Annotated in this window: 21 protein-coding genes; 11 read left to right on the plus strand and 10 right to left on the minus strand. The window is 63.4% G+C overall.

Annotation, left to right across the window (positions count from 1 at the left end; translation table 11 throughout):
- Positions 1 to 19: 19 nt before the first annotated feature.
- From AC1TXO_RS05815 to pyk, 4 genes are all read right to left on the minus strand, one after another.
- Positions 20 to 2,449, minus strand: a complete 2,430-nt coding sequence (locus AC1TXO_RS05815; protein WP_486405432.1) for an RHS repeat-associated core domain-containing protein — start codon at positions 2,447 to 2,449, stop codon at positions 20 to 22.
- Positions 2,446 to 5,040, minus strand: a complete 2,595-nt coding sequence (locus tag AC1TXO_RS05820; RefSeq protein ID WP_486405433.1) for an RHS repeat domain-containing protein — start codon at positions 5,038 to 5,040, stop codon at positions 2,446 to 2,448. Before AC1TXO_RS05820 ends, AC1TXO_RS05815 begins: the two co-directional genes overlap by 4 nt.
- A gap of 19 nt (positions 5,041 to 5,059) precedes the next feature.
- Entirely contained in the window at positions 5,060 to 5,998 is a 939-nt protein-coding gene (locus AC1TXO_RS05825; RefSeq protein ID WP_486405434.1) for a hypothetical protein, read from the minus strand.
- 165 nt (positions 5,999 to 6,163) lie between these two features.
- Positions 6,164 to 7,618 (minus strand): pyruvate kinase, encoded by a 1,455-nt coding sequence (gene pyk, locus AC1TXO_RS05830; protein WP_486405435.1) that lies wholly within the window; start codon positions 7,616 to 7,618, stop codon positions 6,164 to 6,166.
- Positions 7,619 to 7,857: 239 nt separating this feature from the next.
- Between pyk and AC1TXO_RS05835 the strand changes: the two genes are divergently transcribed.
- The 3 genes from AC1TXO_RS05835 to sbcB all read left to right on the plus strand — a co-directional run bounded on the left by AC1TXO_RS05835 (position 7,858) and on the right by sbcB (position 10,198).
- Complete coding sequence (locus tag AC1TXO_RS05835; RefSeq protein WP_486405436.1) at positions 7,858 to 8,238, plus strand: tetratricopeptide repeat protein; 381 nt, start codon at positions 7,858 to 7,860, stop codon at positions 8,236 to 8,238.
- A gap of 114 nt (positions 8,239 to 8,352) precedes the next feature.
- Entirely contained in the window at positions 8,353 to 8,712 is a 360-nt protein-coding gene (locus AC1TXO_RS05840) for a PilZ domain-containing protein (protein ID WP_486405437.1), read from the plus strand.
- Positions 8,713 to 8,761: 49 nt separating this feature from the next.
- Positions 8,762 to 10,198 carry an exodeoxyribonuclease I gene (sbcB, locus tag AC1TXO_RS05845; RefSeq protein ID WP_486405438.1) on the plus strand — a complete coding sequence of 479 codons (1,437 nt, stop codon included), beginning with the start codon at positions 8,762 to 8,764 and terminating at the stop codon, positions 10,196 to 10,198.
- A gap of 58 nt (positions 10,199 to 10,256) precedes the next feature.
- Here the strand turns inward: sbcB and mvaT are convergent, their stop codons facing one another.
- Positions 10,257 to 10,634, minus strand: a complete 378-nt coding sequence (mvaT, locus tag AC1TXO_RS05850) for a histone-like nucleoid-structuring protein MvaT (protein ID WP_486405439.1) — start codon at positions 10,632 to 10,634, stop codon at positions 10,257 to 10,259.
- A gap of 302 nt (positions 10,635 to 10,936) precedes the next feature.
- Here mvaT and purU point away from each other — a divergent pair, with 302 nt between their 5' ends.
- Positions 10,937 to 11,788, plus strand: a complete 852-nt coding sequence (gene purU / locus AC1TXO_RS05855; protein WP_486405440.1) for a formyltetrahydrofolate deformylase — start codon at positions 10,937 to 10,939, stop codon at positions 11,786 to 11,788.
- 154 nt (positions 11,789 to 11,942) lie between these two features.
- Here purU and gpgF read toward each other — a convergent pair whose 3' ends face one another.
- From gpgF to gpgS, 3 genes are read right to left on the minus strand one after another with little or no spacing between them, the layout of a single operon-like run.
- Positions 11,943 to 12,935: a glucosaminyl phosphatidylglycerol flippase gene (gene gpgF / locus AC1TXO_RS05860; RefSeq protein ID WP_486405441.1), complete on the minus strand. Its 993-nt coding sequence runs from the start codon at positions 12,933 to 12,935 to the stop codon at positions 11,943 to 11,945.
- The gene (gpgD, locus tag AC1TXO_RS05865) at positions 12,932 to 13,696 is read right to left on the minus strand and encodes an N-acetylglucosaminyl phosphatidylglycerol deacetylase (protein WP_486405442.1); all 765 of its coding nucleotides are present in this window, start codon (positions 13,694 to 13,696) and stop codon (positions 12,932 to 12,934) included. The genes gpgF and gpgD overlap by 4 nt, the downstream gene beginning before the upstream one ends.
- Positions 13,689 to 14,810, minus strand: coding sequence for an N-acetylglucosaminyl phosphatidylglycerol synthase (gpgS, locus tag AC1TXO_RS05870; RefSeq protein ID WP_486405443.1), 1,122 nt, complete (start codon positions 14,808 to 14,810; stop codon positions 13,689 to 13,691). The genes gpgD and gpgS overlap by 8 nt, the downstream gene beginning before the upstream one ends.
- Positions 14,811 to 15,063: 253 nt before the next feature.
- On the opposite strand from gpgS, the gene AC1TXO_RS05875 reads away from it, so the two are divergent.
- Positions 15,064 to 16,539, plus strand: coding sequence for a helicase HerA-like domain-containing protein (locus AC1TXO_RS05875; RefSeq protein WP_486405444.1), 1,476 nt, complete (start codon positions 15,064 to 15,066; stop codon positions 16,537 to 16,539).
- A 61-nt stretch (positions 16,540 to 16,600) separates the two neighbouring features.
- Here AC1TXO_RS05875 and AC1TXO_RS05880 read toward each other — a convergent pair whose 3' ends face one another.
- Positions 16,601 to 18,073: an inorganic phosphate transporter gene (locus AC1TXO_RS05880; RefSeq protein ID WP_486405445.1), complete on the minus strand. Its 1,473-nt coding sequence runs from the start codon at positions 18,071 to 18,073 to the stop codon at positions 16,601 to 16,603.
- Between the two features lie 312 nt (positions 18,074 to 18,385).
- Positions 18,386 to 18,586, minus strand: coding sequence for a hypothetical protein (locus AC1TXO_RS05885; protein WP_486405446.1), 201 nt, complete (start codon positions 18,584 to 18,586; stop codon positions 18,386 to 18,388).
- 425 nt (positions 18,587 to 19,011) lie between these two features.
- Here AC1TXO_RS05885 and pcaR point away from each other — a divergent pair, with 425 nt between their 5' ends.
- From pcaR to AC1TXO_RS05915, 6 genes are all read left to right on the plus strand, one after another.
- Positions 19,012 to 19,881, plus strand: a complete 870-nt coding sequence (gene pcaR, locus AC1TXO_RS05890) for a pca regulon transcriptional regulator PcaR (protein ID WP_486405447.1) — start codon at positions 19,012 to 19,014, stop codon at positions 19,879 to 19,881.
- A 262-nt stretch (positions 19,882 to 20,143) separates the two neighbouring features.
- Positions 20,144 to 21,490, plus strand: coding sequence for a 4-hydroxybenzoate transporter PcaK (gene pcaK, locus AC1TXO_RS05895; RefSeq protein WP_486405448.1), 1,347 nt, complete (start codon positions 20,144 to 20,146; stop codon positions 21,488 to 21,490).
- 194 nt (positions 21,491 to 21,684) lie between these two features.
- A complete protein-coding gene (locus tag AC1TXO_RS05900) occupies positions 21,685 to 22,533 on the plus strand; it encodes a CoA transferase subunit A (RefSeq protein ID WP_486405449.1) in 849 nt (282 codons plus the stop codon).
- On the plus strand, positions 22,530 to 23,309 hold the full coding sequence (locus AC1TXO_RS05905; protein WP_486405450.1) for a CoA-transferase subunit beta: 780 nt from the start codon (positions 22,530 to 22,532) through the stop codon (positions 23,307 to 23,309). Before AC1TXO_RS05900 ends, AC1TXO_RS05905 begins: the two co-directional genes overlap by 4 nt.
- The gene (gene pcaF / locus AC1TXO_RS05910; protein WP_486406798.1) at positions 23,306 to 24,511 is read left to right on the plus strand and encodes a 3-oxoadipyl-CoA thiolase; all 1,206 of its coding nucleotides are present in this window, start codon (positions 23,306 to 23,308) and stop codon (positions 24,509 to 24,511) included. The genes AC1TXO_RS05905 and pcaF overlap by 4 nt, the downstream gene beginning before the upstream one ends.
- Before the next feature lie 185 nt (positions 24,512 to 24,696).
- Positions 24,697 to 25,986 (plus strand): MFS family transporter, encoded by a 1,290-nt coding sequence (locus AC1TXO_RS05915; RefSeq protein WP_486405451.1) that lies wholly within the window; start codon positions 24,697 to 24,699, stop codon positions 25,984 to 25,986.
- Position 25,987: the final 1 nt, after the last annotated feature.

The following is a 25,987-nucleotide window of genomic DNA, read 5'->3' on the forward strand; positions in this document are numbered from 1 at the left end:
TTCCTGGCGACGCCTTGAGCTACTGAGGCAGGTAGAGTGTCGGTGAGGCCATGCGGTACCTGTTGGTATCGATGAAGTCGGCCTTGCCGAACCAGCGCGTCCACAACGGTGTCTTGCACAACGGAACATTGGCCGCTTGTACTGTCGGGCCGGTCAGCCTTGCCGACTGCAGTGAAGCCAGGCTCTTGAGGAAGAGTTTGTCCCCATAGGCCTCTACCGGCCTGCCCAATGCATTGGCGATTTTCTGCGCGGCGCCGCTCCTGCCTCCCCAGCAGGCCAGCAACACGACCTTGCGCCCTTCGGCGTAGCCCATTTCCGCCAGCCTGGGTGCGAGGATGCTGGTGGCAACCCTGACCGCATCGTCCGCCATACCCTGGGTATTCATCAGATTGCCCAGCAGATTGCCGTGGGTCACCAACGCCGCATCACCCTCACTGAACAGGCTGGGCACGAAAGCGACGTCCTCGCCCCGTTGGCCTGCCTTGTACAGGACGCTGGCTGCGCGAGTATTGCCCCCTGGGCCGACGTGATAGGGCTTGAAGCCGGATGCCTTGCCTGACGCGTTGCGCAGGCGTACGACGCTCCGGATCGCATGGGGAGCCATGCCGGTCAAAGCGCCAGCAATCCCGCTACCCAGCGATATCCACCCCAGCACGCTGGCCGCCTGCTGGTTCTTGCCGCTGGCCTCGAGCACCACCGCGGCGACACCCGTGCCCAGCGCCACCGCGTTCAGCACCGCGCTGCCGATTGCCAACGTGGTACTGAAACTGAGCGCAGCACCGCCGACCAACGCAGCGATAGCGGGGAAGGCGGTGCCGAAGCTGGCGACCGTGGTGACGGCCGCCAGGCCGATACCAATGCCGGTCAAGGTCCAGGTCACCCAGCTGTGGCCGTCGGGGTCGTTGCGGTTGACCGGATCGCCGCCGCAGTAGGTGTAGGGGTTGATGCCGCCCCGACCGAACGGGCTCTCGCTGTCGGGGGCAAGGAAGGTCATCAGCAGTGGATCGTAAGGGCGGTAGCCGTTGGCGATGTACCACCCAGTCAGCGGCTCGCGGCGTTCTCCTGTGAAACCGAAGGGCAGGTCTGTCTGCGCCTCGCCGGTGGCGCCATGGGCGCTGTACTTGCACGCCTTGGCCTGTTCGTCGAGCTGCAGGATGACACTGCCCTGGCCATCGCAACCGATCAAGCGAGTGTGGCGTATGCCCTCGGCGATCCGGGTCAGGGCGAACAACGTGTTGCCGTCGCAGCTCAAGGCAAGGCGCTGTTGGCCTCGTTGTTCGTGGGTCAGCTGTGGGCCGCTGAAGAAACTGCGCTGCAGATCGCCATCGAGGATCCTGTCGCATATCCTGCCGCTGTGGTCATAGCGGTATTGACAGGTTCTGCCGCCGACCGTCACCTTGCGCAGCCGTCCCTGGGCATCCCATTCAAGCTGGCGGCCAAGGCTGTCGGACACCAGCCGGCCGCAGGCGTCGTATTCGAGGTCGATGCGGGCCGGCCAGCTTGGGTGGCTATGGCTGATGGTCACAAGCTGTGTCGGATCGTGCCTGGCATAACTGAACCGCGCCTGGTCATGGCTGCCGTCGGCATATCGGCTGAGTACTTCGCGGTAGCCATCGAGGGCGTTGAAGGTGAAGCGCTGTTCGACCAGCACATTGCCGAACGGATCCTGCATGCCTGCTTGCGCAGTCGCGGTGTGACGCGTCAGGCGCCCACGCAGGTCGTATTCGAAGTGTTCCTCGCCCTGCAGTTGGCCCTCTTCGTGCCAGATCCTCGAAACGAGTTGGTCGAGGCCCGAATAGGCCAGGGTCTGGCCGAGTGTTCGAGTCTTTCCGGCAATGGTCGAGCGCAAGCTGATGGAGGCGAGACGGCCCATGGCATCGTAGCCCAGGGTCCTGCCCAGGCGCGTGTCGCTTGCCATGTCGTGGCTGTCGATGGTGACAGGGCGCGAGAACCCGTCGTAGCCAAAGCGGGTCTGGACTTGGCCGGACATGAGCAGGCTGACCCGACCGAATTCATCGTGCAGAGTTTCGTGCTGCGCTCCGGCGCTGTCGGTGAAGTTCAGTGGCAGCCCTCCCAGTGAGTGTTGCCACCGTGTCAGGTGCTCGGCCCCATCGACCTCCCAGTGTTCCTGTTGCAACTGACCTCCGGGTGAAAACTGCCAGTGGCGCACGCCCATTTCGCCGTCGGTCCGACTGGGAATCCCGAGGGTCGGATGGTAGGCCAGGCGCTCGGGATGCTGCCCTTCGACATCGCTACCGAGCAGGGCATTGCCAAGCTGCGCAGCGTAGGTGAACGACACCCGTTGACCATCGGGCAGGGTATTGGCCTGCGCTGGCAATTGCCCCGGCAGATAGTGGAAAGCGGTGAGGCGTCCGGCAACCTCCACGCTACGCTGGCGACCGAGGCCATCGAAGGTCTGTTGGCCGAGCACCGAAGTTGAAGTGATCATTGTCCTGCCTCCGGTGCTGCGGTAACCGTGAGCGATTCGGGATGGTGACTGTCGCTGTGAGCTGCAAATCGCCACGACAGGATGGTGCCGTCCGGTAGGCGCTTCTCGACGATGCGCGAGTAATGGTCATGACGCATGTGGGTCACGATGGGCGGGGAGTCGGGTATGCGAACGTGCTCTTCGATGACCCTGTCCAGGCCATCGCGCACCAGTACGAGCGTGCGTATCAAGGTACCTTCGGCGTCGAAGTGGCGTTGTTCGACCGGGCTGCCGTTGAGGTTGTACAGGGTCTGCAGCTTCGGTCCGACAAGATCGCCGTGGCTTTGCCACTGCTCGGAGCAGAGGGTGACCGGGTCGTGATGGATGTGGGTGCGGATGCCCTCGGGGCTGACGCTCAGGCTCGTTTGCCCCCAGTCGTCGAAGCTTTGCGTCGACGTCAGTACCAACGCGGGGCGAGCCCCGTTGCCGATCCAGTCTTGTGTGGTTTCGCGGATTTGCCGGCCCAGCGCGTCGTACTCTGTTCGCAACATTTCGCGGAACTGCTCCGGGGCATGATCCAGATCCTGCAGTTCGGTGCGTAGTACACGGCCGTCACCATCAAGCCACTGGCGTCGGCAACGGTCAGTGACATCAAGGTGCTCGACCAGGGTTGGCGGGTTGTCATCGGTTCGCAGGGCGAGGGCGAACGCGTTGCCCAGATGATAACGGGCCAGCTGTTCGGTCTGGTGTGGGCTGCCGGCCGCACTGGTGGTACGCACAATGCGTCCAATCGAATCATAGGCATAGTACTTCAGGCTGCCGCTTTCGCTGCTCTCCCACACCGTCTGGCCGCTCGACAGCGCTTGCGCCGAGGCGTGGCTCGAGCGGTTCAGCTCATCGTCCTCGAAGCCGATGGTGGTGGTTGTGGTCACGAGCTCGTTCTGGGTCAGACGATAGTCGAGGCGAGTCGTCGTCGTTTTGCCGTTGAGCGTCACGGCAGTCTCTCGCAAGCGGCCGTAGTGAGGGCCGGGAGTCATCATGTGGTGGTATGCAGTGTGCTCCAGCACCCGGTCGTCCTGCTCGTCGATCAGCTGTTCGCTGGCGATGACCAGGTGTGCGCCAGCCTCTTTGATCAAGGATGCCATGCTCTGGTAGGTGTAGACGCTACTCAGGGTCGGCGCGCCCCTGTGGGGTTCAGCCGGGCGGGTGATCTTCTTTCTCAGCATCCGCACCATTCCCAGAGGGTCGGCAGGGCAGCCCTTGGCGCCTGTTGCAGGGTAATAGGTATTGAGTTCCTCGATACCGCTGGGATAGACGACATGCAGGATGTTGCCGAAGACGTCATAGCGATAGGTCGTGGTTTCGCTGCGCCTGGCATTGGCGCGGGAATGATCGATGTAAGTGGTGTCCACCTCCCGGGGCAGCTGGCACCAGGGCGCTTGTTGCTCCCAGGCGAGTGCCGGATCCATGCCGTAGTGGGTGGTGGTGATGACTTCGCAACTGCCCAGGCGATGCGCTTCGCTCACCAGCAGGTGGAAGCGATTCCAGATTCGCTCGATGCTGCCCAGGTCGCGTCCTTCGCCATCGGTCAGGGTTTCGAGCATTTGATAGTGGTAGTCGCTTTCGACCTGGTAGAGGTTGTCGCGTCCAGAATGCCAGTCGAAGGATTGATCGCTGCCGAAGCCAAGGAAATTGTGCTCGCCGATCCAGGTGTACTCATGGTGCAGCTCGTTGTGGCGAGCGCCGCTGGAGTGGGTCCACCAACTGACCCTGGGCAGATGGTCCAGAGGCGCGCCGGTTGGCAATTGATGCGCATCCGTGCCCAAGCCCCAGGCTACGGTGTCGCGCGCTCCCAACGGCGTGCTTACCCGAACGGGGAGCTGCAGCCTGGCCGGGCCCGCATGTACCTCGTCGTATTCGACCTCGAAGGGCTGTGGCACACCTGGCAGATAGATGTGGCTAAGCAGTTGGTTGCTCAGATACAGCCTTAGCGTGGCGGCTTCAGGTGTCTGCGGATTGAGGGTGATCGCCACTTCGGACGCGCTGCCGGTCAGGCTCAGCAGTGTGCGGTGTTCGTCGCGAACCTGGTGCAGGGTGAAGCCGCCATCGCCGAAGGGCTGCCAGTCGAAGTACAGCCTGCGGCCTTCCGGGGAGCGCATCTGCATGAGCAAGTAGCGGCTGCTGTTACTGTTCGGTCGGCTCAGCACTTCGCTTTCGCCGGTTTTCTTGTCGATCCGCAAACTGCCGTCGGCTTGCCAGGTCACTCTCAGGGTTTCGAGCTTCTGGTCGGGCAAGCACAATGATTCGCCCGTCGTCATCCCTGAGCGGGACAGGTCGATCGCGTAGCGCTCGCCTGAACCGAGGCTCAGGCGAGCACTGTCCTGGTCCAGATCTGCTTCCGATAGCCCGAGGTTCCAACCCAGGCCGTAGCCCTGGTCGGTTGTGCTGGCAAGTGTGCTGAACGACAGGCTGATGGCCGCGACAGGCCCGGCGAGCTGATTGGCGGCAGGCAAGGGCAGGGCAAGGGCGAGCGTGAACTGGCCGGTACGTGGATCGACGCCCGTCTTGACGAAGTCCAGAAAGTTGCCGGCCTGGGTATGCAGTGTTGGCATGTGATCCTCCGGTTCCGTCTCAGAGCGGGCTTTCGCTGATTCGGAAGTCGACCGACCTGCCGTATTCGCCGGGCAGGAAGTCGACACGGTAGGCATTGCCATACTGGTCAATCACCGACCATGTGCTGGGTTCGACCTTGGTAGCGTTCTTGTGACGTCGATAGAAACGACGGTGGTGCAAATGCAGGGTCATGTGGTGGGCGCGAGGAATGAACCCGCTCTTGTCCACGTAATGATCAGGCTGATGGCAGGTGATCATGGTTTGCGCGCTGTAGTCGTTGGTCAGCTCGAACGATATAGCCACATGATCCCAGCCATCGCGCGTGTAGAACGGGGTGCCGCTGGGGGTGGCGTGGGGCACCCAGGCGACGATCTTTTGCCCAGGTGAGGCGAAGCCGAAGAAACCGATCTGTTCCTCGATCTCGTCGTCCCAGAAACTTCCCTTGGCCTGCTTGTAGTTTTTCTTGGGCTCCATCGACAAGCTGAACATCGAACGATGAGCAACCGGCGGCGCCACCGACTCGATGACGATGGATGACTTGAATGGTGCCGTGTCGGTGAAGAACCGGGTATCCGGATCCTGGAGCACGCCTGCATAGACCGTCCTCAACGTGCCGCCGGGACAGATCGAACTGATATGGAAGGTCCGCCGACGAGTCTGTCTGTCCGAGTCGATCAGGTTTTGCGGCGCGCCGCCCGTAGCGCCGTAATAGTTGAAACGCTGGTCGCGTACTGGACGGGCCACCAGCTCGTTCTCCAGCCGGCAGTATTCACCGTCATCATTGATTTCAAAAAGGAAAATGCTGTTGAGTTGTTCGTCGGTGATGGTTTCACCATCCCGTGGTGCCAGGCTGACGGTCACCGCAAGCTGTTGCCTGCCATTGGCATAGACGCGATTGGAGTTGGACGTTATGTCGATACGAAAGCGGCTGAGCCACTGGGTTGCTCTCTTGCTCATGGACACTCTCCGGGGGATGGGGTGGGCATCGATTAGAGAGTGATTGGGGTGGGGTGATGTGCTAGATATGTCTTGCTTGGCAAAACGGGTCCATCAGCGCAAAAAAAAGACCGCTCCGAAGAGCGGTCCCTGATGGCGGCGCGAGCGTGCTGCCGAGGTGTAGCATCAGCCGACCAGCGGATCACCCACATGCAGGATCTTCATGCCGTTGGTGCCACCGATGGTGTGGTAGCTGTCGCCCTTGGTCAGGATCACCCAGTCACCCTGCTCGACCAGGCCGCGCTTGAGCAGCTCGTCGACAGCGGCCTGGCTGACCTTGTCGGCCGGCAGCGAGGCCGGGTCGAAGGCGATCGGGTAGACGCCGCGGAACATCGAGACGCGGGCCTGGGTGGCGCGGTGTGGCGACATGGCGAAGACCGGCACATGCGAGCGCAGACGCGACATGATCAGCGGGGTGTAGCCGCTTTCGGTCAGGGCGATGATCGCCTTCACGCCAGGGAAGTGGTTGGCGGTGTACATCGCCGCCAGGGCGATGCTTTCGTCGCAGCGCTCGAAGGTGGTGTGCAGGCGGTGGCTGGACTTCTGGTTGGTCGGGTGCTTCTCGGCGCCCAGGCAGATGCGCGCCATGGCCTGCACCGCTTCGATCGGGTACGAGCCAGCGGCGCTTTCGGCCGACAGCATCACCGCATCGGTGTTGTCCAGCACGGCGTTGGCCACGTCGGACACTTCGGCGCGGGTCGGCATCGGGTTCTGGATCATCGACTCCATCATCTGGGTCGCCACGATCACCGCTTTATTGTTGCGGCGGGCGTGCTGGATGATCTTCTTCTGGATACCGATCAGCTCGGCGTCGCCGATTTCCACGCCAAGGTCGCCACGGGCAACCATCACCGCGTCGGAGGCGGCGATCAGGCCGTCGAGGGTTTCGTCGTCGGCAACGGCTTCGGCACGCTCGATCTTGGCCACCAGCCAGGCGCTGCCGCCGGCTTCGTCACGCAGCTTGCGGGCGTATTCCATGTCCTTGGCGTCGCGCGGGAAGGAGACTGCCAGGTAGTCCAGGTCCATTTCCGCGGCCAGCTTGATGTCGGCCTTGTCTTTTTCGGTCAGGGCCGGGGCTGTCAGGCCGCCACCCTTGCGGTTGATGCCCTTGTGGTCGGACAGCGGGCCACCGACGATCACCACGCAGTGCAGGGCATCGGCGGTGGCGGTTTCGACGCGCATGACCACGCGGCCGTCGTCGAGCAGCAGTTCGTCACCTACACCGCAGTCCTTGACCAGGTCGGGGTAGTCGATGCCGACGATGTCCTGGTTGCCTTCGGTGAGCGGGTGGGCGGTGGAGAAGGTGAAGGTGTCACCGATCTTCAGTTCGATGCGCTTGTTGCTGAACTTGGCGATACGGATCTTCGGGCCCTGCAGGTCGCCGAGCAGTGCGACATGGCGGCCGTTCTTGGCAGCGATGTCTCGGATCAGGCGGGCGCGGGCCTTGTGCTCGTCCGGAGTGCCGTGGGAGAAGTTCAGGCGTGCCACGTCCAGGCCGGCGAGGATCAGTTGTTCGATCACTTCCGGCGAGTTGCTGGCGGGGCCCAGGGTGGCGACGATTTTGGTACGGCGGATGGTCATGCACAGACTCCTATAGTGAAGCGCAGCGAAAGGCTACTCCTCAATTGAGCTGTAGTCATTGTTCCGTTGCACTACCTTGCAGGTTGGCGAGAGGGCGGTTGCACCGCCGGCAGCACCCTACAAGCCGCAGGTTACAGGCAGATGGCTTGCACCGGGGCATACGCAGGATCAAGCGTGCGTCAGGCGGCTGAAGAAAACCTGGCGCGCGCCGATATACTGCCCATCAAAGGAGAATTTCCATGCGAACCCTGATCGTTTTAGCCCTGGCGGCCAGTGTCGTCGGCTGCACCCGCTGGTCGATGGACCATCACCTGAACAACGCCTACCGCGCCTATGACCGCGGCGATTGCCAGCGGGTGATGCTCGAACTGTCGCAGGTCGATCGGACCAGCCGCGCCCGGCCGTTCATCCACCCGGAAGTGGCGATGTTGCGAGGCCAGTGCCTGGAGCGGCAGAAGCTGTATGTCGATGCGGCGCAGACCTACCAGTTCCTGATCCAGCGCTACCCGCAGAATGAGTACGCCTACCGGGCCCAGGCGCGCCTGCAGACCCTGGAGCAGCTCGGTCATCTGCGTGAACCGACGATAACCAGCCCTGCGCCGACCAGACCTTTGCGTTAACACCAAGGTGACAATGATTTCATCCTGCCCGCCGCTCAGGCTAAGCTAGGCTGTAAAGTAGGTGTAACGCTCACCGCCAGTACCTGGTCTTCCTGGCATAAGGTACGGAGAATCATGTTCATCGAACGTCAGATCGATCGCCATCAACTGCCGTATGTGCTCAAGGTCTTCAACCGGTTCACCGATCAGGAGATTGGTTACCTGGGGAACGCCTCCGAGGACGGCCTCATGGTCATCAGCCAGCTCCCGCTCATGGTCGGACCGGATTTCGAACTGCAACTGCGCGTGCCGCTCGCCGGCGGCGGTCATCAGTTCATCAACCTCACCGCCAGTTGCCTGTGGAGCCGCGAGGACCAGACCCCGGGGCACTACGATGCTGGCTTCATGCTGCTGCAGGCGCCGCGCGAGTACGACGAATTCGTGCGCTCTCTGCGTGAGTTCTTCAGTTTCAGGCCACTGAACGAGTCGGCCTGACGCCGTTCCTCCGGTAGACTCGTCCGCGAACTCTGTACAGGACGACACCGTGAACTCCAGCATTTTCTGGCACGACTACGAAACCACCGGGATCAATCCGCGCAGCGACCGACCGCTGCAGGTCGCCGGTGTGCGCACCGACTTCGAGCTCAACGAGGTCGAAGCACCGGTCAACCTGTATTGCCGCCCATCGGATGACATCCTGCCGCACCCGGCCGCTTGCCTGGTGACCGGCATCACCCCGCAGCAACTGGTGGAAAGGGGACTGGGCGAGGCCGAGTTCATGACGCGCGTGCATGAGCAACTGGCGCGCCCGGGGACCTGTGGCGCGGGCTACAACACCCTGCGCTTCGACGATGAAGTCACCCGCTACAGCCTCTACCGCAACTTCTTCGACCCCTACGCCCGTGAATGGCAGGGCGGCAACAGCCGCTGGGACTTGATCGATGTGGTCCGCACCGCCTATGCACTGCGCCCCGAAGGGATCGTCTGGCCGCAGCAGGACGGGCGTACCAGCCTGCGCCTGGAACTGTTGAGCAAGGCCAACGGCATCGACCATGGCCATGCCCACGAGGCGCTTTCCGATGTGCGGGCCACCATTGCCCTGGCAAGGCTGATCCGCGAACGACAGCCCAAGCTGTATGACTGGCTGTTCCAGTTGCGCAGCAAGCACAAGGTGATGGAGCAGATTCGTCTGCTGCAGCCGTTGGTGCATATCTCCGGGCGGTTTTCCAGCGAGCGTAGTTATCTGGGGGTGGTATTGCCGCTGGCCTGGCATCCGCGTAATCGCAATGCACTGATTGTGTGCGACCTGCACATGGAAACCCTGCCTTTATTGAGGGAAAGTCCCGAGACGCTGCGTGCCCGGTTATACACGCGCCGCGAGGAACTGGCTGACGGAGAGTTGCCGGTCCCGCTGAAGTTGGTGCATATCAACAAGTGTCCGGTGGTCGCGCCGTTGAGCGTATTGCGCCCGGTTGATCAACAGCGGCTGGGCCTGGACATGTCGCTTGTTCAAACCCGGGCCGAACAATTGATTCAGCAGCAGGCGCTGTGGCAGGACAAGCTGGAGACTGTCTACAGCGGTGATGAGTTCGCCGCGAGTGAAGATCCCGAGCAACAGTTGTATGACGGATTTCTCGGTGACCGTGATCGGCGCCTGTGCGAGCAAGTTCGCCTCAGTGAGCCCGGGCAATTGGCCCAGGGGCGCTGGATGTTCGATGACGCGCGTATGCCGGAACTGTTGTTCCGTTATCGGGCACGCAACTTCCACGAGACATTGACTGTGCAGGAGCAGCAGCGCTGGACTGCATTCTGTCAGCAACGCTTGACCGACGCACGCCTTGGCGCACCCAACACCCTGGGCGATTTCGAGCAGGCGGCACAGGCCAGCCTGGCCACTGCCGACGAGACCGGGCGTCAGGTGCTGGAGGCCTGGCTGGGGCACGCCCGAGCACTGCGTAACCAATATGCGGTAGACGCGTAAATAAAAACGCCGGCGATAAGCCGGCGTTTTTATTTGAAGCAGCAGGGCCGTTGCAGGATCAGTCCAGCAGGGTGGACCAGCTCTCGACCACGTCACCACCCCATTTGGCTTTCCATTCTTTCAGGGTCTTGTGGTTGCCGCCCTTGGTTTCAATCACTTCACCGTTGTGCGGGTTCTTGTATTGCTTGACCTTGCGCGCACGCTTGGTGCCGGTGGTCTTGACCGCGCCGCGCGGGGCCTTGCTCAGTTTGGATTCCGGATCGAGCAGGGCAATCACATCACGCAGCGACTTGGAGTATTCGCCCATCAGTGCACGCAGTTTGCCTTCGAACTCCAGCTCTTTCTTCAGCTTGTCATCTTGCGACAGGTTGGCGAGACGGGTTTGAAGTTCCTTGATGGCTTCTTCGGTGGCACGGTATTCGTTGATCAGGGACATGAAGTGTTCCTTGGTGAATGTACAGAGAGACAGTGGACCAATAATAGACAGGGCAATACCCCGAAGTAAACAATTAATGTCTGTTGTACTGTTGAAAGGTGTTGCCGTGAACAATTAACAGTGCTGGGTAAAGAGAAATTTACATATTCCACGCCCGGGCATTTCAATCTCCGGCCGGATGCACGGCTGGGCGGCATGACGAGCAGGCACGGCCGGCTGGGGCTCATGGGCCAATGGCTACTGCGTTTTTCCCCGCAGATGGCTAGAATGTGCGCCTTTGCGAAGTTTCCGGAGTCTCATTCATGCGCACCTATCGTCTGACGATTGCCTGCCCCGACCGTGTCGGCATCGTGGCAAAAGTCAGTAACTTCCTGGCCCTGTACAACGGCTGGATCAACGAAGCCAGCCACCACTCCGACGAGCAGAGCGGCTGGTTCTTCATGCGTCATGAAATCCGCGCAGAATCGCTGCCGTTCGGCATCGAGGCGTTCCGCGAGGCCTTCTCGCCGATCGCCGAAGAGTTCTCCATGAGCTGGAACATCACCGATTCGGCGCAGAAGAAGCGTGTGGTACTGATGGCCAGCCGCGAGTCGCACTGTCTGGCCGACCTGCTGCACCGCTGGCACACCGACGAGCTGGACTGCGACATCCCTTGCGTGATTTCCAACCACGACGACCTGCGCAGCATGGTCGAATGGCACGGCATTCCGTTCTTCCACGTTCCGGTCGACCCGAAGGACAAGGCCCCGGCCTTCGCCGAGGTCTCGCGCCTGGTTGCCGAGCACGGCGCTGATGTGGTGGTGCTGGCGCGCTACATGCAGATCCTGCCACCGCAGCTGTGCCAGGACTACGCCGGGCGCGTGATCAACATCCATCACAGCTTCCTGCCGTCGTTCGTTGGCGCCAAGCCTTACCACCAGGCGTCCCTGCGTGGCGTCAAGCTGATCGGCGCAACCTGCCACTACGTCACCGAAGAGCTCGACGCCGGCCCTATCATCGAGCAGGACGTGGTTCGCGTGAGCCATGCCGACAGCATCGAGGACATGGTCCGCTTCGGCCGCGACGTCGAGAAAATGGTGCTGGCCCGCGGCCTGCGCTACCACCTGGAAGACCGCGTGCTGGTGCACGGCAACAAGACGGTGGTCTTCGACTGACAGAGGGGCAAGCAGATGGCCGATCCACGTGACAAGGCTGGCGCCACGCCTCCGCCGACACTGGGCGAAGGCTGTCTGGCCCGCTATGACCCCGATGCATTGAGCGATCAGGACGGTACCGAGTTCGACGGCGCCGCCGAACTCTGGGCCCGGCTCAACCCGCCTGGCGACGCCAGCGCTCCAGCAGCGGACGCGCCAGCAGGCAGACGAACACCGGCCCCCCGGCGAGCAGATAAAAATAGTAGGTGACGGCGCGCCAGATCAGGATCGCCGCCGCCGCTGTCGAGCTGCCCACCAGCGGTGACAGCAAGGTTGCCGAGGTCAGCTCGGCAGCGCCTGCGCCTCCAGGCAGCAGGCTGAACTGTCCGGCGCTGAGCGAGAGCATCTGCACCAGGAAGCTCGGAATCCACGAAAGCTCCACCCCCAGGCCCTGCAAAACCAGGTACAGCACGCTGTAGCGCAGGCTCCAGTGCGCGCAGGTGAGGGCGAACACCAGTGCCAGCGTGCGCTTGGGCAGGCGCCAGGTCTCGGCCAGGGCCTGCAGGAAGTGCAGCAGCTTGCGTGCCCAGCGCCGGCGTCTGCGCGCCGACATGCCCAGGCATCGCAGTACCCGGCCGTTGCAGCGCATCACCCGGCGGCGATAGCGCAGCAGCACGACGACACCGGCCAGTGCCGCACATGACAGCGCCGCACTGCCCAGCAGCATGCTTTCCTGGCTGTGGCCCAGGCTGTGGAACAGCGCATAGCCTGCGATCGCCAACATGGCGCAGAAGAAGAACAGCAGATCGTTCAGCTGATCCATGGCGAACACTGCACCGCTGCGCGCCGGACCGATGCGTTCGCGGGCCAGCAGGGCCATCAGGGTCAGTGGGCCGCCGCTGCCACCGGGCGTGGTGCAGATGGCGAATTCGGTGGCCATCACCACACCCAGACTGCGCACTCGCCCCAGTTCGGCACCTTGCTGGCCGAGCAGCAGGCGCAGGCGCGCGGCGTTGATGACCCAGCACAGCAGGATCATGCCCAGCAGTGTCGCCATCAGGCCAGGATCGAAGGAGCGCAAGCGAGGCAGCAGTTCGCTGCCGCCAAGCAGGCCGGGTACCAGCACCGCCAGAAGCAGCGCCAGCCCCAGCCAGACCAGGCGGCTCATGGGCAGGCCCTGCGCTCCAGCCAGGCGGATTTGGTCAAGGGTTCGCGTCCCTCTGCGATGAGCGTGCGCAGGGTGCGCAGCCAGTAGTCACGTGAACTTGCGTGGCGCATGTCCACCGGGTGCAGGCCCAGGCGCAGGGTATCGGCCTGGCGCCAGCGTCTGGCCTGCCAGTCGCAGACGATTCGCGAAAGCCCCCGGCGCCAGCGAGTACGCGCACTCCAGACCAGCCCGGGCGCCTCGATGGCGGTGAAATCCGGCAGGCGGTACAGGTGCTGCGGCGTGCTGGTGTAGCGCAGCGGCAGGCTGCGCAGAGCCTGGCGGGTGCCTTCGCTCATCAGCCACGCCGGCGCGACGAAACCGGCCACCGGCCAGCCCTGGCTGGCGAACGACGCAAGCCCGGCCTCCAGCCGCTGCAGGGCCTGGCGCTGATCCAGCGCGTAGAACTCGCCCTCATGGGTATAGATGCGGCGCATGAAGTATTCGCCCGGCCCACGCGGTGCAGGACCATCGTCGGCATGGTAGAAACCGTGCAGGGCCAGCTCGTCGCCACGTGCCAGGCGCCGGTCGAGCACGCGGCAGAACTGCGGCGAGTCGGCCAGGGCGTTGCGGTGATGGAAGTCCGGCACCACCAGCCAGGTCATGGGCACATCGCCCAGGGCATCGACGGCTTCGACGAAAGGCTGGTAGTCGGGCCAGGTCTCGGGCGCAACATCGTGCAGCACCAGCATCAGGCTGCGTGCGCGGGCTGGCGACTCAACCATGGGCGAGGACCTGCGGCTGATGACCAAGCACGGCCTGGTAGTGCTGCAGCAAGCCATTGACCACGCTGTCCCACGAATAATGCTGTTCCACATGGCGACGCGCCTGGGTGCCGAGCGTGCGCACGCCGACCTCGAACACCTCGCGCACGGCCTTGGCCATGGCCTGGGCATCGTTGGCCCGACACAGGCGGCCGCACTGCTCGTTGACGATTTCGCCGAACGCCCCCGCGCGCACGGCGACCACCGGGGTGCCGCTGGCCATGGCTTCGAGAATCACCAGGCCGAAGGTTTCCTGGTCGCCTGCGTGCAGCAGCAGGTCGGCGCTGGCCAGCAGCCGGGCGACCTCGTCGGCCGGGCAGAAGTGGTCGATCACGCTGACGTTGTCAGGGACGTTGGCCGGCATGCTCGAACCCACCAGCAACAGATGGTAGTGATGGCCCAGATGGCCCATGCAGTCGAGCAGCACCGGCAGGTTCTTCTCGCGCGAGCCGCGCCCGGCGAAGACCAGCAGGCGGGTGGTGTCGGGGATGCCGAGCTCGGCCCGCAGCCGGGTGTCGCGCCTGTCCGGGTGGAAGGTGGCCAGGTCCACACCCAGGCGCTGCACATGCACATCACGCACACCCAGGCGACGCAGCTTGTCGGCCATCACCTGGCTGGGCGCCAGCACCCGGTCGAAATTGCCGTAGAGCTTGCTGACATAGGCCTCGACGTTGGGGGTGAACCAATTGCCCATGCGGTTGCTGACCAACAGCGGCAGGTCGGAGTGATAGAAGCCGATCACTGGCACATCGAGCTGGCGCCGGGCTTCCAGGGCTGCCCAGGCGGTCAGGTAGGGGTCGCCGACTTCGATCAGGTCGGGCTTGAGACGGCGCAGCACATTGCACCAGGGTGCCAGGCGTACCGGGAAGCGGTAGCCCTTGCCGAACGGCAGGGGCGGTGCGGGCACCTGGTAGACACCGTTGGTCTGGCGGGCGCTGGCACCGGGGATCAGCAGGCTGTGGCGTACGCCGGGCATGGCGTCGAGACGATGGTGTTTGGCATCAAGGTAAGTCCTGACGCCGCCGCTGGCCGGGGCGTAGAACATGGTGATGTCAGCGATGTGCACGATCAGCATCCCTCCGGGATCGTCTTCGGGTCTGTCATCCGGCGGTAACAGACCGGCGATGACGCGCCTAAAGGTTGACCTTGTTGAAGGATAGTTTGTTCGATCGGGTTTGGCTGTCGGGCGGGCTGGTTGAAGCCGCTCGCGCAGGATCGATTCATTTCTGCCAGGCAATGCCCCGGATTGCCGAGAATGGCATTACGCTGGAGGTCATATCTGTCACTGTGCAGGTCGTGCCAAGGCCATTGGAAGAGGATGAAAGAAGATGTCGGATTCTTCAAAAATTGTTGTAGGTGCTGGTATGGATGGCCAGCCGGTGGGGCAGGCCATGCGTCTGGCCAACCGTCATGGCCTGGTCGCCGGAGCGACCGGCACCGGCAAGACCGTTACCTTGCAACGTCTTGCCGAAGTGTTCAGTGATGCCGGTGTGGCGGTGTTCGCCGCAGATGTCAAAGGCGACCTGTGCGGCCTGGGTGCCGCAGGTTCGCCCCAGGGCAAGGTCGCCGAACGTATCGCCGAGATGCCCTGGCTCGCTCACCAGCCCAGGGCTTATCCGGTGAGCTTGTGGGACATCGCCGGCCAGAGTGGTCATCCGTTGCGCACCACCCTCAGCGAAATGGGCCCGCTGCTGCTGGGCAACCTGCTGGAGCTGACCGACAGCCAGCAGGCGGCGCTGTATGCGGCGTTCAAGGTCGCTGACCGCGAGGGATTGCTGCTGCTCGACCTGAAAGACCTAAAGGCGTTGCTCGCACACCTGAAGGACAACCCGCAGTTGCTGGGCGAGGACAGTGCCTTGATGACCACGGCCTCGACCCAGGCCCTGCTGCGGCGTCTGGCAACGCTGGAGCAGCAAGGCGCCGAAGCGCTGTTCGGCGAGCCCGCGCTGCAGCTTGAAGACCTGCTGCGTGTCGATGGCGACGGCCGTGGTCGTATTCATCTGCTCGATGCCAGCCGTCTGGTGCATGAGGCGCCCAAGGTCTATGCGACCTTCCTGCTGTGGCTGCTGGCCGAACTGTTCGAGCAACTGCCAGAGCGTGGCGATGCCGACAAGCCGGTGCTGGCGCTGTTCTTCGACGAAGCGCACCTGCTGTTCAACGGCACGCCCAAGGCCTTGCAGGATCGCCTGGAGCAGGTAGTGCGGCTGATTCGTTCCAAAGGGGTGGGGGTGTATTTCGTCACCCAGTCGCCGGGTGACCTGCCCGATGCGGTGCTGGCCCAGTTGGGGTTGCGTATCCAGCACGGGTTACGGGCCTTCACTGCCAAGGAGCAGAAGTCGCTGCGGGCGGTGGCCGACGGCTTTCGTCCCAATCCTGCCTTCGACACCCTGGCGGTGCTGACTGAGCTGGGAATCGGTGAAGCCCTGGTCGGCACCTTGCAGGACAAGGGCACGCCGGAAGTGGTGCAGCGCGTGCTGGTGGCGCCGCCCCAATCGCGGATCGGCCCGCTCACCGCTGGCGAACGCAGCGTCCTGATTGCGGCCTCGCCGCTGGCCGGTCGTTATGACAAACCGATCGATCGCGAATCGGCCTATGAACTGCTGACCCAGCGCAAGGGCGAGCCGGTGGAGCCGGCGCCGCAGCCCAAGGCCGAGCAGGACAGCTTCACCGACAAGGCGGGCGAATTCCTGCAGAGTGCGGCAGGGCAGGCGATCAAGTCGGCGGTACGCCAGGCAGCCAACCAGCTGGGTCGGCAGTTGGTGCGCGGACTGATGGGGTCGTTGCTGGGCGGCAAGAAGCGCTGAACGTGCACCTGATATGAAAAAGGCGCCTTCGGGGAAGGCGCCTTGTTCAGTGCTGCAGCGGTCAGCCGATCGCTTTGGAGGCCAGCCAGAACAGGCCGGCGGCCAGGCCCATCGAGGCCGGCAGGGTCAGCACCCAGGCCAGCAGGATGGTCTTCACGGTGCCGCCTTGCAGGCCACTCTTGTTGGCGACCATGGTACCGGCGACACCCGACGACAATACGTGGGTGGTCGATACCGGCAGGCTGAACACGTTGGCCATGCCGATGGCGCAGGCCGCAGTGATCTGTGCCGACATGCCCTGGGCGTAGGTCATGCCCTGCTTGCCGATCTTCTCGCCAACAGTCAGTACCACACGCTTCCAGCCGACCATGGTGCCCAGGCCCAGGGCCAGGGCAACGGCCACGATGACCCAGAACGGCGCATATTCGGTGGTGGCGGTCAGGTCCTTGCGCAGCTTCTCCAGGTCGGACTTCTCGCGGGCATCCAGGCCAGGCAGTTTGCCAACCTTTTTCGCGGTGTCGTCAAGGCACAGCAGGTACCGGCGCACTTCCACACGTCGTTCGGCGCTCAGGTCGCGGTAGTCGGTCACGCCTTGCAGCGATGTCTGCAGTGCGGCAATGGTCGGTTCGGTCTGCTGCGGGTTGCAGCTGAATTGCTCCGGCAGATCGGTCGACCTGGCCTTGCCCAGCGCCAGGAACTCGCCAAGCGTGGCGGCGTTGCGCTGGTAGAACTGGCTCATGTGCAGGGTCGCGTCGCGGGTGCGCTCGATCTGGTAGGTGGTGCTGTTCAGGTCGAGGACGAACTTGGCCGGGACGATGCCGATCAGCACCAGCATGATCAGGCCGATGCCTTTCTGGCCGTCGTTGGAACCATGCACGAAGCTCACGCCCATGGCCGAGATCACCAGCACCAGGCGGTTCCAGAAGGGCGGGTGCTTCTTGTCGTCGAGCTTGCGGCGCTGGTCGGGGGTCTTGTGCATCTTCGACAGCGGGCGCCACCATTTCAGGCCGATCAGCACCAGTGCGGCAATCACGAAACCGGCCATCGGCGAGACCACCAGCGACAGGGCGATATCGATCGCTTTCTGCCAGTTCACCCCGTCGCCCAGCGGGATGTCGCTGAGCAGGGCATTGGCCAGGCCGACACCGAGGATGGAGCCGATCAGGGTGTGGGAGCTGGAGGCAGGGATACCGAAGTACCAGGTACCCAGGTTCCAGGTGATGGCGGCGGCCAGCAGCGAGAACACCATCGCCAGGCCGTGCCCGGTGTTGACGTTGATCAGCAGTTCGACCGGCAGCAAGTGGACGATGGCATAGGCCACCCCGACTCCGCCGAGCAGCACCCCGAGGAAGTTGAACACACCCGAGAAGAACACGGCCAGGTGCGGCGGCATGGCTTTGGTATAGATGACGGTGGCTACCGCATTGGCGGTGTCATGAAAGCCATTGATGAACTCGAATGCGAGCACGAAGGTGAGGGCGAGCACCAGGCTCACGGCTACCCAGGCATCCAGTCCGCTGAATAAATCGATCATGAAGGTTTTCTGGCGGTCGTAGGGGGGCCGGATTATGCCAGAAAACCATGGCATTCGATGCACCCATGACAGACAGATGGCAGCTTTTTCGGGCGCACCGAGGCGCAGTTCTGCCAAGTCGAGGGGCGAAGTCGGCAAGAAAAAAAACGCCAAATTCGCTCAAATGTTGCGAAATTGTTGCAATTGAGAGCGAGAGCGCTGATTCAAACGGTTGTATGAAATTTGTGTAATTCCATTTCATCCCTGTCGTTTTCGGAAAAAACCTTCAACCCAGGGCGTTCAGCGCAGTTGCGCTGTGATCAATGCGTAAGGTCAGGGCTCGTCCGTACGCAGTTCCTTTTCCATCTTCTCCAGTTCCTGGGAGAAAGCCTGATCGAGAAGGCTGGCACGCTTGCGCCAGGGTTTGCGTTCGGGTTCCGGTTGGGCAGCATAAGTGGTGACTTCGCCACCATAAACATCCTTGTAACGTTCTGCCTGGCGCTCGAGTTCGGCGCGCAGTTCATCTTTCGTCACAGTATCGACCTGGTTACGGGTTAATTGAAGAGGCTCTTGGCGTGCAGGGTTGTTCAGGGGCTATTGGATCCATTTCCAACAACCAATACCTGCGAGCCCAGCGATTATAACAACCGTCCCACCGATGGGCATGGCTATTTACCCGACGCTGACAACTCGAGTTGCAACCACAGGGTACCGCACAGTTGCAGAGTTGGAGACGCGCACTAACGGGAAAGTTCGAACAGCCCTGCAGAAATGAAAACGGCCTCGCTGGTGGGCGAGGCCGTTGCCTTTTAGTCTTCTACGGTGGGTACCTGACCAGTCTCTCCAAAGAAGCCACAAGGGCATGAGAAAGGTATAAGCAAACGTGTCGGCGGTCAATTGCGATTATCGGCCGTTTGTTCGATAATCGCACGAAGCGCCGTTTTTTTTGAGGTCTGCCGATGAACGATGAAACCAAGGCTTCTTCACCCAGCGATCCCCTGCGTGCCGCAGCGCCGTCCCTGGCACCGCCGATCGTGGCCTCGCCGGCCAAGCGCATCCAGGCGTTCACCGGCGATCCCGATTTCATGACCTCCCTGGCCCGCGGCCTGGCGGTGATCCAGGCCTTCCAGGAGCGCAAGCGCCACCTGACCATCGCCCAGATCAGCCACCGGACCGAGATTCCGCGCGCAGCCGTACGCCGCTGCCTGCATACCTTGATCAAGCTGGGGTACGCGACGTCCGACGGGCGCACCTATTCGCTGCTGCCCAAGGTGCTGACGCTGGGGCATGCGTACCTGTCCTCGACACCCCTGGCGGTGTCGGCCCAGCCGTATCTGGACCGTATCAGCGAGCAACTGCACGAGGCGGCGAACATGGCCACCCTCGAAGGCGACGACATCCTCTACATCGCCCGTTCGGCAACGGTCGAGCGGCTGATCTCGGTCGACCTTTCGGTGGGTGGACGCCTGCCGGCCTACTGCACCTCCATGGGCCGGATCCTCCTGGCGGCACTGGATGACACCAGCCTGCGCGAGTACTTCGAGCGCGCCGACCTCAAGGCCCGTACCAGCCGCACGCTGAACGATCCCGAGTCGCTGTTCGCCTGTATCCAGCAGGTGCGCGCCCAGGGCTGGTGCGTGGTCGACCAGGAACTGGAGCAGGGGCTGCGCTCGATCGCCGTGCCGATCTACGATGCGTCGGGGCAGGTGCTGGCGGCGCTGAACGTCAGTACCCATGTCGGGCGGGTCACACGCAATGAACTGGAACAGCGCTTCCTGCCGATCCTGCTGGCGGCGAGCCGCGATCTTTGCCATCAGTTGTTCGGTTGAAAAACAGTTCTGTTCGATAAACGCACAATGTCGTTTAGGGTCAATTGCGCCTCTGCGAGGCGCTGATTAATGTTTCTCGCAACGGTCGGCGTTGTCGGCCGGACAATAACAACACGAGAGACACACATGACCACTGTCCTTTCGCTGCCCCGTGCAGTTGCATCCTTGCCCAGCTGATTGAAACGCCCGTACCTGGTTGTTCCGACCCTCCACCTTGCCTGGTGGGGTGAAAGTACCTGCGCCCATCTTCTGGATAACAACAATGAACAAACCGCAAACCACCGTCGGCAACTGCCTCGACGTCCAGTCGTTCATCAACGCCCAGCCCTTGTCCCGCTATCAGTGGCGGGTGGTGATCCTGTGCTTCCTGATTGTCTTCCTCGATGGCCTGGACACGGCCGCCATGGGCTTCATCGCTCCGGCGCTGTCCCAGGAGTGGGGCATCGACCGTGCCAGCCTCGGCCCGGTGATGAGTGCCGCGCTGATCGGCATGGTATTTGGCGCCCTGGGCTCGGGCCCGCTGGCCGACCGCTTCGGTCGCAAGGGCGTGCTGGTCGCTGCGGTCCTGGTGTTCGGCGGTTTCAGCCTGGCCTCGGCCTACGCCAGTAACGTCGACCAGTTGCTGGTGCTGCGCTTTCTGACCGGTCTTGGTCTGGGCGCCGGCATGCCCAACGCCACCACGCTGCTGTCCGAATACACCCCCGAGCGTTTGAAGTCGCTGCTGGTGACCAGCATGTTCTGCGGCTTCAACCTGGGCATGGCCGGCGGCGGTTTCATCTCTGCCAAGCTGATTCCGGCCTACGGTTGGCATAGCCTGCTGGTGCTCGGTGGCGTGCTGCCATTGCTGCTGGCGGTGGTGCTGCTGGTATGGCTGCCGGAGTCGGCGCGTTTTCTGGTGGTGCGCAACCGTGGCGCCGACAAGGTGCGCAAGACCCTGGCCCCGATTGCCCCGGCGGTGGTGGCCCAGGCGGCGAGTTTCAGCGTCCCCGAGCAGAAGAGCGTGGCCGGGCGCAACGTCTTTGCGGTGATCTTCTCCGGCACCTATGGTCTGGGCACCGTGCTGCTGTGGCTGACCTACTTCATGGGCCTGGTGATCGTCTATCTGCTGACCAGCTGGCTGCCAACACTGATGCGCGACAGTGGCGCCAGCCTGGAGACGGCGGCCTTCATCGGCGCGTTGTTCCAGTTCGGCGGGGTGCTGAGTGCGGTAGCCGTGGGCTGGGCGATGGACCGCTTCAATCCGCACAAGGTCATCGGCATCTTCTACCTGCTGGCCGGGGTGTTCGCCTACGCCGTGGGTCAGAGTCTGGGCAACATCACGGTGCTGGCCATCCTGGTGCTGGTGGCGGGGATGTGCGTCAACGGTGCGCAGTCGGCCATGCCGTCGCTGGCGGCACGTTTCTACCCGACCCAGGGGCGTGCCACGGGGGTGTCGTGGATGCTCGGCATCGGCCGCTTCGGCGCGATTCTCGGCGCATGGAGCGGGGCGACCCTGCTGGGCCTGGGCTGGACCTTCGAACAGGTGCTGACCGCGTTGCTGGTGCCGGCTGCGCTGGCGACTGTAGGGGTGATCGTCAAAGGCTTGGTGAGCCACGCTGACGCGACCTGATCGAGCATGGGTGGCGGCCTTTTTTGCGGGCAAGTCGGGGCGCCACCACTCCCCAGCAGTAACCCAGTCAAGCTGTTCGATAACCGCACAAAAGGTCGATTATCGGATTGTATGGCCACCCCCGATCTCCTTAATCTGAGCCCATCGCAGCGACGCTGCACTCAAACCCGACTCAGCCTGACCAGGAGTCTCCAATGGCAGCAATCATTCCGCTTCACGACGCCGTGAAGCAGTTCGTCCACGACGGTGACAGCGTTGCCCTCGAAGGTTTCACCCACCTGATTCCGACCGCCGCCGGTCACGAGATCATCCGCCAGGGCAAACGCGACCTCACGCTGGTACGCATGACCCCGGACCTGATCTACGACCAACTGATCGGCGCCGGCTGTGCACGCAAGTTGATCTTCTCGTGGGGCGGCAACCCCGGTGTGGGTTCGCTGCACCGTCTGCGCGATGCCGTGGAGAAGCAATGGCCACAGGCAATCGAGATCGAAGAGCACAGCCATGCCGACCTGGCCAACGCCTACGTTGCCGGCGCGTCCGGCCTGCCGTTCGCGGTGCTGCGTGCCTACGCCGGCTCCGACCTGCCCAAGGTCAACCCGCTGATCAAGTCCGTCACCTGCCCGTTCACCGGTGAAGTGCTGGCGGCCGTGCCTTCGGTTCGCCCGGACGTCACGGTCATCCATGCGCTGAAGGCCGACCGCAAGGGCAACGTGCTGCTGTGGGGCATTCTCGGAGTGCAGAAGGAAGCGGCATTGGCCGCCAAGCGCTGCATCGTCACCGTCGAGGAAATCGTCGACGACCTGCAGGCACCGATGAACGCCTGCGTGCTGCCGACCTGGGCGCTCAGCGCGGTCTGCCTGGTGCCGGGCGGTGCCCACCCGTCATACGCCCATGGTTACTACGAGCGCGATAACCGCTTCTACCAGGCCTGGGACCCGATCGCACGCGACCGCGAAGCCTTCACCGCCTGGATCGACACCTACATCCGCGGCACCGCCGACTTCACCGAATTCAAGCGCAAGCTGGAGGCCGCACAATGAGCTACTCCACCTCCGAAATGATGACCGTCGCCGCTGCCCGGCGCCTGCGCAACGGCGCGGTCTGCTTCGTCGGCATCGGCCTGCCGTCCAAGGCCGCCAACCTGGCGCGCCTGACCTCGTCGCCCGATGTGGTGCTGATCTACGAGTCCGGCCCGATTGGCGCCAAGCCGAGCGTGCTGCCGCTGTCGATCGGCGACGGCGAGCTGGCCGAAACCGCCGACACCGTGGTACCGACCGGCGAAATCTTCCGCTACTGGCTGCAGGGTGGGCGTATCGACGTGGGCTTCCTCGGCGCCGCCCAGGTCGACCGCTTCGGCAACATCAATACCACCGTGGTCGGTGACTACCACGCGCCCAGGACCCGCCTGCCGGGTGCCGGTGGTGCGCCGGAGATCGCCGGCTCCGCCAAACAGGTGCTGATCATCCTCAAGCAGTCGCCGCGTGCCTTCGTCGACAAGCTCGACTTCATCACCTCGGTCGGCCATGGCGAGGGCGGCGATTCGCGCAAGCGCCTGGGCCTGCCCGGCGAGGGGCCGGTGGGGATCATCACCGACCTGTGCATCATGGAGCCGGAAGCGGGCAGCCATGAGTTCGTCGTCACCTCGATCCACCCGGGCGTGACCCGTGAACAGATCGTCGCCGCCACCGGCTGGGCGATCCGCTTTGCCGACGGCGTGCAAGTCACTGCCGAGCCGAGCGAGACAGAGTTGACCGCCCTGCGCGATCTTGAAGCCCGTACTGCGGCAGCCCATGGCCAGAGCGCAGGAGAAGCCTGATGCGTGACGTATTCATCTGCGACGCCATCCGCACCCCGATCGGCCGCTTTGCCGGCGCCCTGGCCAGTGTGCGTGCCGACGACCTGGCGGCGGTGCCGCTCAAGGCGCTGCAAGCGCGTAACCCGCAGGTCCGCTGGGACGAGCTCGACGAAGTGTTCCTCGGCTGTGCCAACCAGGCCGGTGAAGACAATCGCAACGTCGCGCGCATGGCGCTGCTGCTGGCCGGCCTGCCCGAGAGCATTCCGGGCGTGACCCTCAACCGCCTCTGCGCCTCTGGCATGGATGCGGTCGGCACGGCCTTTCGCGCCATCGCCAGCGGCGAGATGGAACTGGCCATCGCCGGCGGGGTGGAGTCGATGTCGCGGGCGCCCTTTGTGATGGGCAAGGCCGAGAGTGGCTATTCGCGCAACATGAAACTGGAAGACACCACCATCGGCTGGCGTTTCATCAACCCGCTGATGAAGGCCCAGTACGGTGTCGATGCCATGCCCGAGACTGCCGACAACGTGGCCGACGATTACCGGGTATCGCGTGCCGACCAGGATGCCTTCGCCCTGCGCAGCCAGCAGAAGGCCGCCGCCGCGCAGGCTGCCGGTTTCTTCGCCGAGGAAATCGTGCCGGTGCGCATTGCCCACAAGAAGGGTGAAACCCTGGTCGAGCAGGATGAACACCTGCGCCCCGACACTACCTTGGAAGCGTTGGCCCGGCTGAAGCCGGTCAATGGCGCGGACAAGACCGTCACCGCCGGCAATGCGTCGGGTGTGAACGATGGTGCCGCGGCGCTGATCCTGGCTTCGGCCGAGGCGGTCAAGCGACACGGCCTGACCCCGCGTGCCCGGGTGCTGGGCATGGCCAGCGCAGGTGTGGCGCCAAGGGTGATGGGCATCGGCCCGGTGCCTGCGGTGCGCAAACTGACCGAGCGCCTGGGTATCGCCGTGGCCGACTTCGATGTCATCGAACTCAACGAAGCCTTCGCCAGCCAGGGCCTGGCGGTGCTGCGCGAACTGGGCGTGGCGGACGATGCGCCGCAGGTGAATCCGAACGGCGGGGCCATTGCCCTGGGGCATCCGCTGGGGATGAGCGGCGCGCGGCTGGTGCTGACGGCGCTGCATCAGTTGGAGAGGAGCGGCGGGCGCAGGGGCCTGGCGACCATGTGCGTGGGTGTCGGGCAAGGGCTGGCGCTGGCCATCGAACGGGTTTGAACGGTGTCGGCCTTTTCGCGGGCAAGCCCGCTCCCACAAGGATCCACGCCATCCTGTGGGAGCGGGCTTGCCCGCGAAGAGGACGGCATCTACGACTCAAGCCTAATGGTCAGCCCCCCAAGCGGAACGAGAGTGTTACCGGGTATGTCTAGAATTGACGGTAACCTTCCAGGAGCAAGCACGCCATGACCTCAATCCATTACACGGGCGAAGAACGCAGAAGCCGCATCTTCGCCATCGTCGGTGCCTCTTCGGGCAATCTGGTGGAGTGGTTCGACTTCTACGTCTACGCCTTCTGCGCGATCTATTTCGCCCCGGCCTTCTTCCCCTCCGACGACCCGACCGTGCAGTTGCTCAATACCGCCGGGGTATTCGCCGCAGGCTTTCTGATGCGTCCCATCGGTGGCTGGATTTTCGGGCGCCTGGCCGACCGCCACGGGCGCAAGAATTCGCTGATGATCTCGGTGCTGATGATGTGCGCAGGCTCGCTGCTGATCGCCTGCCTGCCGACCTATTCGAGCATCGGCACCTGGGCGCCGGCCTTGCTGCTGTTTGCCCGGTTGGTCCAGGGCCTGTCGGTGGGCGGTGAGTACGGCACCACGGCGACCTACATGAGTGAGGTAGCCCTGCGCGGCCAGCGCGGTTTCTTCGCCTCGTTCCAGTACGTGACCCTGATTGGCGGCCAGTTGCTGGCAGTGCTGGTGGTGGTGATCCTGCAGCAATTGCTCACTGAAGAAGAACTGCGTGCCTGGGGCTGGCGCATCCCGTTCGTGGTGGGCGCGGTGGCTGCGCTGATCTCGCTGATGCTGCGCCGCTCGCTGAAAGAAACCAGCAGCGCCGAGACGCGCCAGGACAAGGACGCCGGCAGCATCGGCGGGTTGTTCCGCAACCACGCCGCTGCCTTCATCACCGTGCTGGGCTACACCGCCGGTGGTTCGCTGATTTTCTACACCTTCACCACCTACATGCAGAAATACCTGGTCAACACCGCCGGCATGAACGCCAAGAGTGCCAGCTTCGTGATGACCGGCGCGCTGTTCCTGTTCATGATCCTGCAGCCGCTGTTCGGCATGCTCTCCGACCGTATCGGCCGGCGTAACTCGATGCTGCTGTTCGGTGCCCTCGGAACGCTGTTCACCGTGCCGCTGCTTATGGCGCTCAAGACCGTGACCAGTCCGTTCATGGCCTTCGTGCTGGTGACCCTGGCGCTGTGCATCGTCAGCTTCTACACCTCGATCAGCGGCCTGGTGAAGGCCGAGATGTTCCCGCCGCAGGTGCGCGCGCTTGGCGTCGGCCTTGCCTATGCGGTAGCCAACGCGGTGTTCGGCGGTTCGGCCGAATACGTCGCCCTGGGCTTGAAAACCCTGGGGATGGAGAACACCTTCTACTGGTACGTGACCGCCATGATGGCGATCGCCTTCCTGTTCAGCCTGCGCCTGCCCAAGCAGGCAGCGTACCTGCACCACGATCACTGAG

It is taken from the genome of Pseudomonas sp. FA117 (genome assembly GCF_057370475.1).